Here is a 16,823-nt window from a genome sequence, read left to right as displayed (position 1 = left end):
GAGATTTACTCCACTTATTAAAAGTTCGTTTCATTCTCGATTTACATATAAAATAAGTACAATGATAAGAGCACTTAAAATAGTCGTAACAATTGAGTAAGAATATAAAATCATGCAAACTGGTAAACAAGCGATTGTAATTAACCCCGGCTTAGTAAATCCTTTAAAGATTAAATAAAATATAATAAAAACAGCAACAAGGGTAAGCGCTATCAAATAATCAAATGCGATTAACCCTCCAATAAATGTTGATATGCCTTTTCCGCCCTTGCCTTTAAATACAATTGGATAAATATGTCCAAATAAAACAGCCATTAAAGCTAACATTACAAATATAGAATCTCCAAAAAGGTATTTTGCAATAGAAACTACGATTGCCCCTTTGATTGCATCACCTAAAAATGTAGCGATGAAATATCCTTTTCCATATACGCGCCCCATATTTCTTGCACCAGGATTACCGCTTCCTTCATCCCGTATATCGACGTTATGTCTCCATTTCGTTACTATATAAGCGGTCAATATGTTTCCAAATAAATAAGAAACCACCAAATACAAAAATTGCATACTATTAATCATATAATCATTCACTTTCTACATGGGAATACATATACAATATTCAAGAACTATGTATATTGTACTTTTTTATCCACATCCCTTTATACATTTTAACACCATATATTTACAAATCATACAAAAATTCTCATGCAGCTATTTTTTAAAATATATATTCTTCATTAAATAATAGCTTCCTTTCACTGCTGGTTCTGATTGTGATACAAACGTAACATCTCCTATACTTTTCTCACAGCATTTCTTAAACTCAGCATATATTTCAGGAACGAAACGCAGTATGCTGCCACTTACTGCAATTGAAGCGGATAAATTAAACTGCATCTTATTGTAAATATTCACCGTCATTCTTGTTAATTCCTTAGCCGCTTGTAGAATAATTTTATGTGCATCATCATTCCCATTTCTCGCTTCCTCAATAATTAGCGGTGCAATTGCTGCAACTTTATCTTTTGAAAAACTATATACTAGTTGTTTTATATGAGACGATGTTAATAGTTGAAACTCGTCTTGAATCCTTAAGCTTAATGGACAAAGTGTAACTCCTTGATCAAATTGATTTGCCATTCTCTTTAAACCTTGTAACGCAATCCAATATCCGCTTCCTTCATCTCCTAAAATATGTCCCCATCCACCACTATACTCGTACACTTCTCCTTTCTTTCCAATACAAATTGCACCTGTACCGCCAATCGTTAAAATTCCATCCTTCCCTTTTAAAGCAGCTGCATGTGCAATCATTGCATCATTTAAAACTTCAATTTTTGTTCCGTACTTCTTTTTTAAACGTACTGTTAATTCATCCGTATTTATTCCACTTATCCCCGCTAACCCTAAACAAATACAAACGCAATGCCCATTTAATAATCCTTTCTGGCATTGATCAATCACTTCCGTAATATGCACAAAAGCTTCTTCAAAATCTATTAATATATTCCCAAAACCACTTGTAGCTCTTACAAGTTCATTTCCGTCTTTATCAAATGCAATCGCTTCTGTCTTCGTTCCCCCGCCGTCTATTCCAATCATGTACTTCATATGTTCGCCTCATTTTCATCATCTTATTGGAGGGAATGTTATATTCCCTAAAACTACAGATTGCGTTGCACCTGTTGCGCTCGGCACATTACTCGGATTACGATGATATGTTTCATTTGCTAAAATAGCAAATGCGATTGCTTCTTTCGCTTCTGAAGAATAGCCTATATCCTCCTGAAGGAATAATGTACATTTTTCTTCTTTCAATCCATGCCGTATCATTTCTACAAGTGTATCATTATAACTTCCGCCACCACCTAGAATTACCTCATCAATTTCATAATACGGCAAAATAAACTCCTTATAATGATAAACAATTGAACTTGCAGTAAACATCGTGACAGTCGTCAATATATTTTCTTTACTATGCTTTTCAAACCGCTTCAATAATTCACTTACAAATTCTTCTCCAAACTGTTCTCTACCAGTTGATTTCGGTGGATTCATTTTCAAAAATGGATGACTCATACAATATGTCAAAATTTCTTCCACAACTACTCCTTGTTTTGCAACCTTACCATTTTGATCATATGGCAACTGAAATAACCTTTGACATACTTCATCCATTACCATATTACCTGGACCTGTATCAAATGCTATTACGCTCTTCTCACTTAGTTGACTTGGTATTACGGTAACATTACTGATCCCGCCAATATTTTGTAGTAGTCTATTTTTAGTTTGGTGACGATACAAAATAATCTCTGAATATGGTACAAGTGGTGCACCTTGTCCCCCTGCTGCCATATCCATCGTTCGAAAATTAGAAATAACTGTCGTTTTCGTTTCATACGCAATTACTGCTGGTTCTCCAATTTGTAATGTGGAAGGAATCATAGTACCATCTTGCTTTGGCTGATGATAAATCGTTTGTCCGTGAGAACCAATTACATCTAATTGTCCCAAAGGAAAATTGGCCTCTTTACAAACTTCCTTTACAGCACCTGCGAAGCATAAACCAAGTTTGAAATTTAAACTGCATATAAGTTTTACATTTGAATTTTCTATTGATAATGCCTGCTGGATCTCATTTTTCATATCATTACAAAACGGCACAGTAGTAAAATGTATTAGTTCAACTTTAGAACCTACACCTCTTCCTTCTATATGAACGAGTGCTACATCTATTCCGTCTAACGAAGTACCGGACATTACCCCTGCAATATACATAACATGCATAACCTCCCCTTACTAAAAAACAATCATGTAAGTTACAAACGTACAACCAATTGAAAATATTATAAATCTAAAAAACAACTGAGGCTTTGATGCAAATGATCCATCAATAAAAGAAACAACTACTGTAAGCAAAATACTTGCCGCAATGCTTGTAACAAGCCATATACTATGCATTTGTGATAAATTCAGCATTCTTAATAAAGGTACAAATAGTAAATTCGCACATATCACTCCAAATAGTAATAAAAATACACCTTTATAACTAAATTTTATATTCATTCCATTTCACCCTCTCTGGACTACATGTGAAAGAAGTGATAGGCAGAATACCTATCACTCATAAAGACAGTTTAAAAATCACGGATTAACAGATTCTCCGTCTCCACTCTTTTCAATTTCAAGCATATTTTTGTCGTACATTTTAAAGAATGGTAGATAAATAAGGAATGATATTGCTATATTTATTAAAACTAATACAACTGCACGCCAATCACCTCCTGTAGCTAAATATGCACCAATTGGAGCTGGTAGTGTCCACGGTGGCATAATGTGTGTTGGTGTTACAAATCCCATTGCAGTTGCAGAATATGCTATAGTAGCTGTTACTAGTGGTGTAATAACGAAAGGAATAATTAAGATTGGATTTAGGACAATTGGTAAACCAAATATAACTGGTTCATTAATGTTAAAAATTCCAGGCACAATACAACTTCTCGATAATGCTTTCGAATATTTTGATCTACCAAAAACTATCATGGCTAATACAAGTCCTAGCGTTGCGCCCGAACCACCAATCCAAATAAACCATTGATAAAACGGCTCTGGTGCAATGAATGGAAAATGGCTCGCGCCACTTGCTACAGCTTCACCGTTCTTCCCTAAATACACATCCCAAAGTGGTCTCGCAACAGTGCCTACAACGGATACACCGTGTATCCCGAAAGACCAGAAAAATGTAATTAAAAATACTGGTATAATAACGCCAAAGTAACTATCACCAGCTTTAACTAATGGTGCTGCTAATTTATCCACAACGTAATGTACATCTACTTTAAAAACGACAGTAATAATGCTCATAATAATAATAACGAAAGCCGCAGGTATAAGTGCTTCAAACGAACGCGCTACTGACGGTGGTACTTGTTCTGGCATTTTGATCGTTACGTTTTTCTTCTTACAAAATCTTAAAATCTCAACTGATAAAATAGAAACAATCATCGTCACGAATAATCCATGACCTCCGAGATTTGTCATCGGAAGCATAAACCCTTTTTTATCAATTAATTCAGGTGTTAACGTTAATAGCAAGGAACATACTGCAAGCTGTGCTCCTGATAAAGCATCTAGCTTATAACTTTTCGCTAAATTATATCCTATTCCAAATGCTATATATAACGACATAATAAACATCGTTAAACGATATGGTATTAATATACTTGTTTGATTTTTTAATGCCCAAACGGATATGAAACTATCTTTCGGTAATGGTGGAAATGCTACGATTAAAAAGAAACTTCCTACTATAATAAATGGTAACGCTGAAATAACTCCATCACGGATTGCTTGTAAATGCCTCTGTTCAGAAAGCCTTGCCATCGGTCCAGATAAGTTTTTATCAAGAAACGTGACAAACTTATTCATAACGCTTCCCCCTAACTAATTAATTCATTTACAGTTTTTAACAAAGTCGGTCCACCAAGCGGTGTATATGCTTGTGGCGGAATGATACCACACGGAATAGATTCCTCTTCTGCAAATTTTTTAACTGAATCGAATCGATGTCTTACTTGAGGTGCAACCATTACAACATCCCAGCCATTCTTCACTTCTTCTTCCACCTCATTTGTTCCAATCGCATGCACTTCCATGTTTACCCCTTTTTTCTCCGCTTCTTTTTTTAAAGCGTTTACAACAATTGCACTGGACATTCCTCCAGAACAAACGAATAAAACCTTCATTTATTAATCCTCCTATACTTATAAATTAGCCCCTTCGAATGAAAGGAAGTTTCACTTTACTAACAAGCATATGAAGAAGTGAAAGAATTTAGTTATGATGAAAGTAAATTTCACTAAAAATATTTTTCCTATTAAATTAATGTTTCAATATGTATTTTTCTCAATTGTAAGAACAACCTCAACTCGGATATCATATTAGTTAACGATATAATAGGGAGGCGTATAAATGATTGTTAAACGTTTATTAATGATATGTTGTATCGCCATCTTTTTTATTCCTTTCTCTTTCATTTTTCCTCACTCTACTTACGCTGAAGTAAATGCTACGTACAAAAAACATGAATTACGTGCTGTATGGATTGCATCTGTTCTAAATATTGATTGGCCCTCAAAAACTGGCTTACCCATCGAAAATCAAAAACAAGAATTTATTAGATTATTAGAAGATGTAAAAAACACCGGTATGAATGCAGTCGTTGTACAAATAAAACCAACTGCTGATGCTTTTTACCCTTCCCATTACGGTCCTTGGTCTGAATACATTACAGGTACACAAGGAAAAGATCCTGGATACGACCCGCTCGCATTTATGATCGAAGAAGCCCATAAAAGAAATATAGAATTCCACGCATGGATTAATCCATACCGAATAACGATGAATCACACCGATATAAATCGTTTAGCGAATAATCACCCTGCAAAACAGCACCCGGATTGGGTTGTACCTTACGGCGGGAAGTTATATTACAATCCTGGCATTCCAGAAGTAAAAAATTTTATAACTGAAGGTGCTTTAGAAATTGTACAAAATTACGATGTTGATGCAATACATATGGATGATTATTTTTATCCCTATAAAGTAGCTGGTGAACAATTTCCCGATCAAAAAACGTACGAAACATATAATAACGGTAGATTTACAAATATAGAGGATTGGCGACGTGACAATGTAAATGAACTTGTACGAGATTTAAATACTGCTATAAAACAAGAAAAATCATACGTAAAGTTTGGTATAAGTCCGTTTGGCGTATGGCGAAATATAGCTGACGATCCGACCGGTTCTAACACTACCGCAGGTCAAAGAAACTATGATGACCTTTACGCTGATACACGTGAGTGGATACAAAAAGGATACATTGATTACATTACACCGCAAATTTACTGGAATATTGGTTTCACACCAGCTGCATATGACATATTAGTAGATTGGTGGGTAAAAGAAACAAATAATAAACCAATTCACCTATACATCGGTCAGGCGGCTTATAAAATTAATAACAACTCTGTCCCTGCTTGGTCTGATCCAGAAGAATATCCAAGACAAATTGCATTAAACCGGTTATATCCTGAAATAAAAGGTAGTATGCATTTTAGCTTAAAAGATATGAATAACAATCCACTAGGGGTTAAAGATAGACTGGCAAAAGACATATATAAACACCCTGCACTAATTCCGCCTATGCCTTGGCTTAATCATGATCCACCAAAACAACCTACTTTAAAAGGGGCCATTCCAAGAGATGAAGGTATTGCTGTAGGTATCATTGATGATAGAAAGAATGACTCTGCTTATTACGCCATTTACCGTGTAAAAGGGAAAAATGAAGTGGATACAAAAAATCCAAAAAATTTACTTACTACTGTAAGAAAAACAAGGCTTGGAGAAATTTATGTAGATAAAACAGCTATTTCTGGAGAGACGTATACGTATGTAGTAACTGCAGTTGATCGATTGCACAATGAAAGTGTTGCATCTAGTCATACAACCGTTACAGCAAAATAACATCTAATAAAAAAAGCGCCTTAAAAGCTAAGAACTATAGCTTTAAGGCACTTTTTTTATTTATTTTTAAACTTCTCAGTCGCTGCTCTCATCTTCACATTCAAATCGTGATCAATTGAATCACGAATATCTCGCTCAACTACTTCCATTTCTTTTTGGAAATTTTGCAAGTAGATTTTTAGTTCTTCTTCTTTTTCTGGTCGTTGTGAAGGTGGTAATTGTACGACTAACGATAGCATAGCAGTTAAATCTTTCATTAAGAATGTTTCAAGTTTATGTTGTTGTTCAAACATACGCTGCTCCTGATAATACGGCAAGGCATTTAATACTGAAATTGTAATATCATCAACCGTTCGTTGTAATGAAGGATTTATTGAGCGCTTATACGCTTGAATTGTATTTAATGCATCTGGATATCGATCATAAAAATACAATTTATAAAACGATAAGTCTGTCGGTTTTACTGTTTGCTGCGTTTCTTGTCTTAAAAAATCTTTTACTTTCATCGCCGCTACATCAATATCTTCATTTGTAAGTTTTTTCGTTGTTTTTGCCATTACATGTACTTTTTTCTGTTTTTCTTTCGGTAACATTGAGAATACTTGCTCTCTCGTACGTTGACCCGATGCACAGAAAAGAGTGTTTAATGTATACTGTTCTTTCTTTCCTTCTGTACGAATCCAGCGATAAAAGAGCGGATGTTGTGTAAATTCTTGTAGAAAAGGTAATGATTTATTCGATAACTTATCTAAAGAATCATGTGCTCTTTTATATGGTTTCGTCCATGAAAAATACAGTTTACGTCCGAAATATACAACTAAAACAACGACAGTAAATGCGATTAAAAGCAAAGTGCCTAATAGTACTAATACGGTTTGAATAAAACTCATTTTTTCACCTCCTCTAAAAGTCTGTTATTTCCTTGGACGCTGAATGAGTTTTTGTTTCATTTCATCATTAAATGTATCTAGTTCAATAACAAACTTCTTACTTGACTCGATAATACGTTCTGATGATTTCTCAGAAGCTTCAATCGCAGCAAATACATTTTGGAATGATTCGCGTAATTTATCCATGCTAATCGCAGGATTTTCAAGAAGTTTTGTTGTTTCTTCTGTGTTTTGTTTTAATGCTTGTGAGTTACTTAATACCATTGATTCAATTGCTTCATTTGTCGCATTCACTGCATCAATTGTTTTACGCTGATTTGTTAATGCTAACTGGATAGCAGCTGAAACTGTTACGACGTTTTGCGTCATCGTAATTGCATTACGAATTGCCTCTGTTAACTTTTCATTATTTTTCTTAATAATATCTACAGATGCGATAGATTGTAATAATACACTTTTCGCTTGCTGCATATTACGTGTACGCACTAGAATCTTTTCTAATGCATCGTTAATTAATGGAATATCTCTTTGACGTTCTGGATTTTGTTTCTCAGCTTCCAGCATGCCAGCGAGTTTTCTTCCTAAGTATACTTGCTTATCAAGTGCGTGAATTTTATCGTGCGATTGTTCTTTAAGCATTTCAAGACCAACTGTATCTTCTTGTAAGTTGTCACGACCAATTAGAAGAGATCTTATAATCTCCTCAATTTGCTTATCTATAGATTGATATTTATGCACGTATGTTTCAAGTGGATTTTTTTTGAATACTTTAAACATAATTTTCTTCATACCACTTGCTTTTAATGAATTCGGATCAAGTTCTGATACCACTTTTCGTAATTCTAACAATGTATTTGGAATTTCTTCGTTCTTTCCATTCATCATCGCTGTTACAGGACGTTTTAATGCTGATAACGTTTGTCCTGCTGCTTGTTGCTCTTTATCCCCTAAATCTCCTAGCTGGGACAATACTTTTGATAAATCTGTATTTTGCTCGCTATTTAACTTTTGTACATAAAGATCAGCTTCTTTATTCAGTTCCTCTAATTCTGCATCTTTTATAACTGTATCAACCACTACTTCTACATTATTATCTTTCACAATCGATACAGGTTCTTTTTTCTCGAGTTCAGTCAACAAAATCGCTCCTTTATTTATATGTGCGAATTTATATGCACTATATATTTCATCTCAATCATCGAATTCCACTTGTTTGAAACCGATTTTTCAAGAAATACCTGCATATGCAGTCATTCCCTGTTTCTTACTATAAGTATACCTGTAATCAACATAATTTTCCTCAGACTTAAGACCTAGAGAACGACATGCTGAAGGCGGATTCTTAATATGTTCTTTTTATCCTACTGTACGCAATCTTTTGACATACACCCTTTTTCAATGTGATAATTATATTGCGCTCACTCCTATTTCTTCTTGCGCGCTACGAATGCTCCATTTTGAAATGCTAATAACACCGTTTCAAACATTTCATCTTCTTCAATCATGTTTATAAACTCGGCTAACTCACTCGCATGAGAAGTAGCATTATCAACAACAAGAAAACCCTTTGGTTGTAAAATGCGTTTTATATGCTCAAGCCACCACATGTATTGCATACGCTCTGAATCTAGGAAAATAAAATCAAATGAATGGTCTAGTTGCGAATCTAAAAATGCCCCTGCTTCTTGATTATGAACATCAATCCTTTGCAAAAGGTTTGCCTTTTCAAAATTGACAAGTGCCTCTCCAACTCGTTCCGAAGAAAGCTCTACAGTTGTTACATTTCCATTTGTTTCTTCTACCGCGTTTGCTAACCACAATGTAGAATAGCCATTAGAAGTTCCAATTTCTAAAATATTTTTTGTACTACATCCTTTTACTAAAATTGATAAAAATTGCCCCATTTCACGAGAAATATTCCGTAATTTTTCTTCCCGTGTTTTTTTATTTCGATCATGCTCTTCTCCATATTGTTCAAGTTGAAATAATAATGAATCTAACGTATCCATTTTTTCATCGCCTTTCCAAAGCAATATGATGAAAAAGCTCTTGCTGCCCGTCTACTTTCATTATATGCGAAACAAAAATCTTTTTCTCGTTATACGACAAAGATTTAATTTTTTTTATAGCATATTGTTTCGTTTTTTGGTAAAGTTAATTTCTACGTGCAATTATTCCATTCATACTATTTTTAATTCAATTGCAGTTGTTAAATCATATAAACCCCAATTAAATGAATCGGTATTTCAAATTCAATTAAGCGCCCTTTCCGGACGCATTTTCTTTTGTTTATATATTTCTAGAAGAAAGGATGCTTACAATGAACGTGATTAGCTTAGATGCTGCTCGAAAACGAAAACAGCATAAAAAATTAATGATTACTATACCGATTATTTCACGTATTTATGAAGAAGATGGGGAAATTAAATTTGAGGTAGCCGGCGAAAAAGATGTACCTCTTGAAATGTTAGAGAAATAAAAAAAAGACGCACTTCTAAAGAAATGCGTCTTTTTTATACAGTTGCATTTAAGTGCATAAGTTTTTCAGGATTCACCATCATATAAATGTTTGAGATTTTCTCATTCTCAAATGTAAATGACAGCACATAAGTCACTTTATTATTTACTTTAACAATAACGCCTGGGGCACCATTTACCATTTTAAAATCAACATTGTACTCTACCGGGAACTTCTTCCCTATTCCAAAGAATAAACGTATAATTCTATCTGCAGAATAAATTGGATGAATTGCAGTTGTAACTTTACCACCACCATCTGCTTTCAATATTGCATCTATTTTTAATACTTCTAACATACCTTGCGCATCCCCACACTGTAATGATGATATAAATTTCTCCACATAAGCAGCCATCTTTTTCGTACTTAATGTTGACTGCTTCGGCTTATCCAAAATACTTTTTCGTGCACGTTGAAAGATTTTTCGGCAGTTCGCATTACTCTTATCTACAATTGAAGCGATTTCTTCGTAGTCATAACTGAAAACCTCTCTTAATATGAAAACAACCCTCTCTACCTCAGTCAGTTGTTGTAAAAGTAATAAATATGCCGTAGAAATTGATTCTTTCATTACAAATGACTCTGATGGATCATTAATCTCTTCAACAAATGGCTCTGGCAACCACATCCCGACATATACGTTACGTTTATGTGCTGCCGAACGTAATTTATCAATTGAGCGGTTTGTTACCATTTTACATAAATATGCTTTCATATTTTCAATAGATTGAATGTCCTCCCTTTTATTAAGCGATATAAATACGTCATGGACGATATCTTCAGCATCCATAACACTCCCAAGGATTCTGTATGCTAACGAAAATAATAATGATTGATACGTTTCATATAATTGCTCCGCTTCCATGATGAACTGCCTCACTTTCGGATTGCTTTAAAATGTGTAACGCTGCACGTTTTCCGCTTGCTACCGCAGCATCAGCTAATATTTCATCATGTCCAACCCAATCTCCTGCAATATAAACACCTGGCATTTCACGTATATTAGGGCCAGGGTTTTCAACACGGTCAATATGAGGAAAATCATGTACTACCGATATTTTCGGTAAATATTGCTGTGCAACAACTTCTCTTTTCCAATTCGGATGTAACAATTCCATTGTATTTTCTAACTGTTCTTTATCTTCTTGAATATGATTCAGCTCTAGCACAGGGTTGTGATACTTAATTAGACTCACTGCAATTAATCCATCTTCACTTAATTTAGCTGCTCTCGATTGATTTGTGAAAAATATAGGTTGATCTAATCCCAATGCAAAATGATGCAAAGGATTCGGTAAATGTTTTAAACCGATATCTAACGCTGCCGCGGTCACTTGTATAGATTGTTCACTCCATTTTTGCAAACTTGTTCCTTCTGCACCTTTTATAATTTTACAAGCCTCTTTCGGTGGAGTTGTTACAATGACTGCACCTGCTTCAAATATTTCATCGTCAAAACATTGTATTCTTTGTTTCCCTTCACAATACTCTATTTTCAACACATTCTTTTTAGCTAGAAATTGCACACCACTAGTACTTGCAATACCCCTTAAATTTGTTATTATCGTCTCCCAACCACCATCTACATAAAGTACTCCTTCTTTCATTGAAAGCTGTATTTGCTTTAATACTGAAGATGCTAATTGTATTGTAGGAGCATACGTATATGTTGTTGTTCGGCATAATGCATAAAATATGTTTCGAACCATTGGATCTTTAATTTCATTTTCTGCCCATGTAGTTAGACTCATTTTCGGAACTTTTCCTACATCTAATTTTCCTAAATGAATCATAAGACGAGAGAACTGTAGTTTTGCAGACCATGAAAGTAACGGTGTTGATAAAATTGAGCGAAAATCTATTGGGATGGTAAAAATATCCCCTTTCCATATTCCATGTGCTTTTGTAGATGGGATTCCACCTGGAAGATTTACACCTAGCTCATTAAAAGTTATAAACGCTTCTCCACCTCTATATAAAGCATGTGCACCAAGATTCATACAAATGCCCTTTTTATTTATAGTCATCCCTCGACCACCAAAGTGACTGGACTTTTCTAATACAATAACTTTCCTTCCAGCTTTCGCTAAATATATAGATGCTGTTAATCCAGCAAGCCCACCACCAACAATTACTACATCCAAATTTTTCATAACAAAATCCCTCCTTATCCGTTCTACATACAAGACGAACGATTAAGAAGGGATGTGACATAAAAATAAATTTTTATTTATCTACTTTATTTCATTATTTTTTGATTCGATCATATTGCATACGAAATAACTCAATTGCAAACGGTATATCCTCTTCACTTTTTATATAATAACTTATCCATCCTGATTCAGGTAATACATGATGTGGTTTCACTAATCCTTCATTCACTAATTCATCTCGCTTTAACTTCGGAAATGGTAAATCAACTAACTTATCACCATGCAGATGACCAAGTTCTTTCTTACCATAATTTATTTCAATACCACCAAATCGATGCGGTTTTTCAGAAACACCCGCCCAGCTGAGCACTTCATTTCTAATCATTTCACTAAATGACATGAATATTCACTCCTTATTAATGATTGATGTAATTTTAAGTTAACACGTTCATTATTTGTTTCCATCAATCCAAAGTATGAATGGATATACGAATATAGTTTAATCTCAATATATTTAAGCTTAACCTAACATCAATAATTCCGACTTTCATTCGTTCACTCTAATTTTTATCCGTCTTAACATTATGATAAATAAGAAGTACAACCTATATTCTTTATAAAACATGTGAATTTATTATGATACAGACAAATGCACATAACTAACACTAGGCACATATCCTAAAGTTGTATCTATACTTACCAATAGAAAGGCGGGTAATACAAATGACTTCAACTATCGACTACACTTCTCCCTCAACTAATTTCACCCATGATTTAAATAAAAGTAATTTTTTTAAGAAAGATGCCAAAAATTATATAAACGTACTTAGCATGAAACAATTAAATACTTTAGAAAATACTTCTTTATTAGATATCTATTTAAGTACAGGTAATGTTGTAGAGCCACATATTCATCAAAATGCAGCTGAACTTGTTTACTGTATTTCAGGATCTGCTGTTGTTTCTTTACTGAATCCTTTTACAAACCAAATATTAAACTTACCGATAAAACCAGGGCAAGTTGCCAACATTCCACAAGCGTGGTGGCATTATGAAATTGCTACAGCAGATGGTACTCATTTATTAGCTATTTTCGACGCCCCAACACCAGAAGTTATATTTGGTTCTGATATTTTAAGATTAACTCCCGCTAATATAATGGCTCATACTTACTGTCTCGATGAACAACAATGGAAACAAGCGGTATCCCCTATTCAATCCACTACAGTAATCGGTCCTCCAGCAAACTGTAATCAAAATCGAGGAACGATGAACACCCCAACGCAACCCCTAATCCACAACAAAATTTATATTACCAAGATTCATACTATTTCCCTCTTTACTGGGGATATTAATTTATTTCATTAATAGATAATTATTAATCTCCGCGGAAAATACGTAGGAGATTTTTTATTGTATATCCACCATTCCTATTTTTCCGTAACAATTAATAGAGTACATACATATAATAGTTATATATTTAATTGGAGGTGATAGTACTATGAGTAATTATAACTATCGAAAAAACTACTCTAATAATAAAAATAGTAGTTCATCAGCATCCTCTCAGTCTTCGAATTCTCAATCTTCCAATTCCCAATCGCAAAGAGATTTAGCCGAACAAGGCTATGTAAAGAAAAAAGGATGTAACTGTAATAAAAATAAATAATTTATTACTAATTTGAACTATAACATTTCAACACTCATGATAAATATCTTACTTCACTTGTATACCGTTTATGTAATGGATGAATTCTATTTATAATAGAATTCATCTTTTTTATTTATAGGTAATTTTTTAAGCTATATAACTTATTCCATAAACAATAAAATTTAAATCATACATTTTGATTTATCAACTACCTTCCCATAAAATATAGCCCTTCCTAATAAAATTAGGAAGGGCTATATACAGAATACATTACCACAAGTTATTCGATATTAATACCTGCACTTACAAATCCAGCAACTGCAGCTATTGGACTTGCTGCTGTTAATGAAACATATAACAGTATTTTATCTCCAGCAGCTACTGGAATAGCTTCAGGTATGATTCCCGATGCTGTAGCACCAATCGCTATTACAGCAAATGCTGGTGCTAATAATAGAGGTGCGCCCTGTACTGTAAACGTATTACTTGCTGCTGGTGCAGTTAATATTTGTATCTGCACTTGCACAGGTGATAATGGAGCTAATGCAGCTGTTGCACTAAAGAAACCTGCTAACGACGTAATAGTTCCTGCTCGTGGTGCTACAAATGCATAATCACCTACACCTAACGCTAAAGTAATACTAGTTCCACCAGTTAAAGCTACACCAGGCTGACTAAATCCAAATCCAAGAAGAGTTCCTGTATTAGCTATTAATGCGTTAACTAACGCAGATGGTGTTGTACCTGAAGCGAATGGAATAATAGCTCCGCCACCTGTTGCTCCTGTTGGACCTGTGTCTCCCGTTGGACCTGTTGGACCTGTTGCTCCTGTTGGGCCTGTGTCTCCTGTTGGGCCTGTCGCTCCTGTTGCTCCTGTTGCTCCTGTGTCTCCCGTTGGACCTGTTGGGCCTGCTACTCCTGTGTCTCCCGTTGGACCTGTTGGGCCTGTCGCTCCTGTTGCTCCTGTGTCTCCCGTTGGGCCTGTTACTCCTGCTCCTGTCGCTCCTGTCGGGCCTGTTGCTCCTGTTGCCCCTGTTGCTCCTGTTGCTCCTGGACCTGTTGGACCTGTTGGACCTGTTGGGCCACCTCCTGGAGTAGCACCAATTAGCTGAACTAATAAGTTTAATAGAAGTTGTAAGCTTGCAGGATCAATAATTAAAGAGAAGAAGAATGGTGCGAGAGCACTGTAGAATTGTTGTAATAAAGAAAGTAATTGGCTTAAATCTGGATTAGGAGATTGTAGTACATTGATAATACTTTGGATTAATTGTTTTAAATAATTACCTTCTGGAGAAGGTGCTAATTCATTTAATAAATTTAATAGTTGAGTAAACAAATTGAGTAAAGCTAATCTGTTTGCATCACTTGGATTTGCAAAAAACGCTGCAATAGCCGCAATTAAAGAGTTTAGTAAAGTTATTAATCTTCCTAATTGTTCGCTAGTAATTGGAACCGTCTGTGGATTGTTACAACAATCTGGAGTGAAAACAATCGGATTATTGCAGTTGTTATGACCAAAACAATTATTATTTGACATTTATTTCCTCCTTACTTATTTTATAATTGAGTATTTTCCTATTAATAAGAACTATAAAATCGTGCATAGGTTTCATTCACTTAAAATAGGAAACATGAATTATAACTAAACTTTAAAACGATATTTAATTATGTTCATGACTCACATATTAATTATATGTTTTTAATAATTGACTGCTTAGATTAAATACCTAAACTTAAGAGTTTATTTTATTTTTCCACGTTTATCTCTTAGGTCCAAAAGCACATTTTAATTTGAATATAAAAACTAAGTTTTAGCACATAACCAATAACTAACAAGTAATAACACCACCTTTTCAAATAAATAACAATATTACCTTTATTTAAATTGTGTTCCCTCTAATATCATAAAGCCGTTTCTATTATCAAAAACTCTCATACAATATAGTGGACAAGTTATTGTATACTTCGTTCCAAAAAACAATTTAGGGAGTGAGAATTAATTGCCTATTATTCAACCATTTATGGCATCTAGAAGATTCACCTCTACACTAGGGGCTGGAACTGGAACAGGTGCAGCTTTCGCAATTGCTGCAACAGCTTGTTTAAATGATGCCGGTACTACTGCAACTGCTTTTCCGACTTTTACGTATTATAACTTATATGTAAACGGCATTCTTCAACCCAGTGTGAACTCTAGTGTTACTACTGGACCTACTGGTGCTATTACAATTCCTGGCGGAGATGCATTAGACGGCGGAATTCCAATTACAATCGAATTTATCGTCACTTAGTGTTATCTACTTTAAAGTAAAACAAAAAGACAGATTCTTTTTATTTAAGAATCTGTCTTTTTTAATTAATAATGATAAATTGCAAAATAATTGATGAACCTTGTGATGGTGGTTGATCATCCAATAAAGTTAACTGACCAGTACTAACCTGATAAAATGGTTGTGGTTGAAGTATTCCATTAATAAACAAATTAATATAGGAAACTTCATCAGGAGATAATATGTGAGTTGTACCATATTGAGCTATCCCATCCGAATCTGTATATATAAATTTTACTCCATCTGCAAAAGTGTAAAATAATAAATTAGTTGTTGTTATGGGACCAATAACTCCAGTTGGACCTGTTGCTCCTGTTATTCCTGTGACTCCCGTTGTTCCTGTTACTCCTGTTGCTCCTGTTATTCCCGTCGGACCTGTTGCTCCCGTTGTTCCTGTTATTCCCGTCGGACCTGTTACCCCTGTTGTTCCTGTTGTTCCCGTTGTTCCCGTTGCTCCCGTTGCTCCCGTTGTTCCTGTTACTCCTGTTACTCCTGTTACTCCTGTTACTCCTGTTACTCCTGTTACTCCTGTTACTCCTGTTACTCCTGTTATTCCCGTCGGACCTGTTACTCCTGTTGCTCCTGTTGCTCCTGTTATTCCCGTCGGACCTGTTACTCCTGTTGTTCCCGTTGTTCCCGTTACTCCTGTTGCTCCTGTTGCTCCTGTTGTTCCTGTTGCTCCTGTTGCTCCTGTTGCTCCTGTTGCTCCTGTTGCTCCTGTTGCTCCTGTTGCTCCTGTTGCTCCTG

17 protein-coding genes and 1 pseudogene are annotated in these 16,823 nt (G+C 34.9%); 4 read left to right on the top strand and 14 right to left on the bottom strand.

Features of this window, described 5'->3' with window-relative positions:
* Positions 1–30: 30 nt before the first annotated feature.
* The 6 genes from plsY to PDL00_RS28230 all read right to left on the bottom strand — a co-directional run bounded on the left by plsY (position 31) and on the right by PDL00_RS28230 (position 4,748).
* The gene (gene plsY / locus PDL00_RS28255) at positions 31–579 is read right to left on the bottom strand and encodes a glycerol-3-phosphate 1-O-acyltransferase PlsY (RefSeq protein ID WP_270732769.1); all 549 of its coding nucleotides are present in this window, start codon (positions 577–579) and stop codon (positions 31–33) included.
* A 132-nt stretch (positions 580–711) separates the two neighbouring features.
* Complete coding sequence (locus PDL00_RS28250) at positions 712–1,611, bottom strand: BadF/BadG/BcrA/BcrD ATPase family protein (protein ID WP_242252842.1); 900 nt, start codon at positions 1,609–1,611, stop codon at positions 712–714.
* 18 nt (positions 1,612–1,629) lie between these two features.
* Positions 1,630–2,781, bottom strand: coding sequence for an anhydro-N-acetylmuramic acid kinase AnmK (gene anmK, locus PDL00_RS28245; RefSeq protein ID WP_270732835.1), 1,152 nt, complete (start codon positions 2,779–2,781; stop codon positions 1,630–1,632).
* Between the two features lie 21 nt (positions 2,782–2,802).
* On the bottom strand, positions 2,803–3,069 hold the full coding sequence (locus PDL00_RS28240) for a hypothetical protein (protein ID WP_088030060.1): 267 nt from the start codon (positions 3,067–3,069) through the stop codon (positions 2,803–2,805).
* A gap of 78 nt (positions 3,070–3,147) precedes the next feature.
* Positions 3,148–4,431 (bottom strand): PTS sugar transporter subunit IIC, encoded by a 1,284-nt coding sequence (locus PDL00_RS28235; protein ID WP_061679234.1) that lies wholly within the window; start codon positions 4,429–4,431, stop codon positions 3,148–3,150.
* Between the two features lie 11 nt (positions 4,432–4,442).
* Positions 4,443–4,748, bottom strand: a complete 306-nt coding sequence (locus PDL00_RS28230) for a PTS sugar transporter subunit IIB (protein ID WP_063261053.1) — start codon at positions 4,746–4,748, stop codon at positions 4,443–4,445.
* Positions 4,749–4,974: 226 nt separating this feature from the next.
* On the opposite strand from PDL00_RS28230, the gene PDL00_RS28225 reads away from it, so the two are divergent.
* Positions 4,975–6,534 carry a glycoside hydrolase family 10 protein gene (locus tag PDL00_RS28225; RefSeq protein WP_270732766.1) on the top strand — a complete coding sequence of 520 codons (1,560 nt, stop codon included), beginning with the start codon at positions 4,975–4,977 and terminating at the stop codon, positions 6,532–6,534.
* A gap of 56 nt (positions 6,535–6,590) precedes the next feature.
* On the opposite strand, the gene PDL00_RS28220 is transcribed toward PDL00_RS28225, so the two are convergent.
* The 3 genes from PDL00_RS28220 to PDL00_RS28210 form a co-directional block, all read right to left on the bottom strand.
* Positions 6,591–7,424 carry a DUF3974 domain-containing protein gene (locus PDL00_RS28220; protein ID WP_000008385.1) on the bottom strand — a complete coding sequence of 278 codons (834 nt, stop codon included), beginning with the start codon at positions 7,422–7,424 and terminating at the stop codon, positions 6,591–6,593.
* A gap of 24 nt (positions 7,425–7,448) precedes the next feature.
* Positions 7,449–8,561, bottom strand: a complete 1,113-nt coding sequence (locus PDL00_RS28215) for a toxic anion resistance protein (RefSeq protein WP_000137398.1) — start codon at positions 8,559–8,561, stop codon at positions 7,449–7,451.
* Between the two features lie 287 nt (positions 8,562–8,848).
* Positions 8,849–9,433 (bottom strand): O-methyltransferase, encoded by a 585-nt coding sequence (locus PDL00_RS28210; RefSeq protein WP_270732763.1) that lies wholly within the window; start codon positions 9,431–9,433, stop codon positions 8,849–8,851.
* Positions 9,434–9,744: 311 nt separating this feature from the next.
* On the opposite strand from PDL00_RS28210, the gene PDL00_RS28205 reads away from it, so the two are divergent.
* Positions 9,745–9,903 (top strand): hypothetical protein, encoded by a 159-nt coding sequence (locus PDL00_RS28205; protein ID WP_001100983.1) that lies wholly within the window; start codon positions 9,745–9,747, stop codon positions 9,901–9,903.
* Between the two features lie 34 nt (positions 9,904–9,937).
* Here the strand turns inward: PDL00_RS28205 and PDL00_RS28200 are convergent, their stop codons facing one another.
* The 3 genes from PDL00_RS28200 to PDL00_RS28190 form a co-directional block, all read right to left on the bottom strand.
* A complete protein-coding gene (locus tag PDL00_RS28200; RefSeq protein WP_242252858.1) occupies positions 9,938–10,807 on the bottom strand; it encodes an RNA polymerase sigma-70 factor in 870 nt (289 codons plus the stop codon).
* Positions 10,785–12,095: a phytoene desaturase family protein gene (locus PDL00_RS28195; RefSeq protein WP_270732761.1), complete on the bottom strand. Its 1,311-nt coding sequence runs from the start codon at positions 12,093–12,095 to the stop codon at positions 10,785–10,787. Before PDL00_RS28195 ends, PDL00_RS28200 begins: the two co-directional genes overlap by 23 nt.
* Before the next feature lie 94 nt (positions 12,096–12,189).
* Positions 12,190–12,495 carry a luciferase domain-containing protein gene (locus PDL00_RS28190; protein ID WP_141530011.1) on the bottom strand — a complete coding sequence of 102 codons (306 nt, stop codon included), beginning with the start codon at positions 12,493–12,495 and terminating at the stop codon, positions 12,190–12,192.
* A gap of 323 nt (positions 12,496–12,818) precedes the next feature.
* On the opposite strand from PDL00_RS28190, the pseudogene PDL00_RS28185 reads away from it, so the two are divergent.
* Positions 12,819–13,450, top strand: a pseudogene (locus PDL00_RS28185) (cupin domain-containing protein).
* A 576-nt stretch (positions 13,451–14,026) separates the two neighbouring features.
* Here PDL00_RS28185 and PDL00_RS28180 read toward each other — a convergent pair.
* Positions 14,027–15,283, bottom strand: coding sequence for an exosporium glycoprotein BclB-related protein (locus tag PDL00_RS28180; RefSeq protein ID WP_270732757.1), 1,257 nt, complete (start codon positions 15,281–15,283; stop codon positions 14,027–14,029).
* A gap of 463 nt (positions 15,284–15,746) precedes the next feature.
* Here PDL00_RS28180 and PDL00_RS28175 point away from each other — a divergent pair, with 463 nt between their 5' ends.
* Positions 15,747–16,037, top strand: a complete 291-nt coding sequence (locus PDL00_RS28175; protein ID WP_001121647.1) for a DUF4183 domain-containing protein — start codon at positions 15,747–15,749, stop codon at positions 16,035–16,037.
* Positions 16,038–16,098: 61 nt separating this feature from the next.
* On the opposite strand, the gene PDL00_RS28170 is transcribed toward PDL00_RS28175, so the two are convergent.
* Positions 16,099–16,823: DUF4183 domain-containing protein (locus tag PDL00_RS28170; RefSeq protein WP_270732755.1), on the bottom strand; the 725-nt coding region annotated here is incomplete at its 5' end.

Source organism: Bacillus cereus group sp. TH152-1LC, from assembly GCF_027710505.1.
GTDB classification, from domain to species: Bacteria; Bacillota; Bacilli; order Bacillales; family Bacillaceae_G; genus Bacillus_A; species Bacillus_A mobilis.
This window is presented reverse-complemented; position numbering and strand designations above follow the sequence as displayed.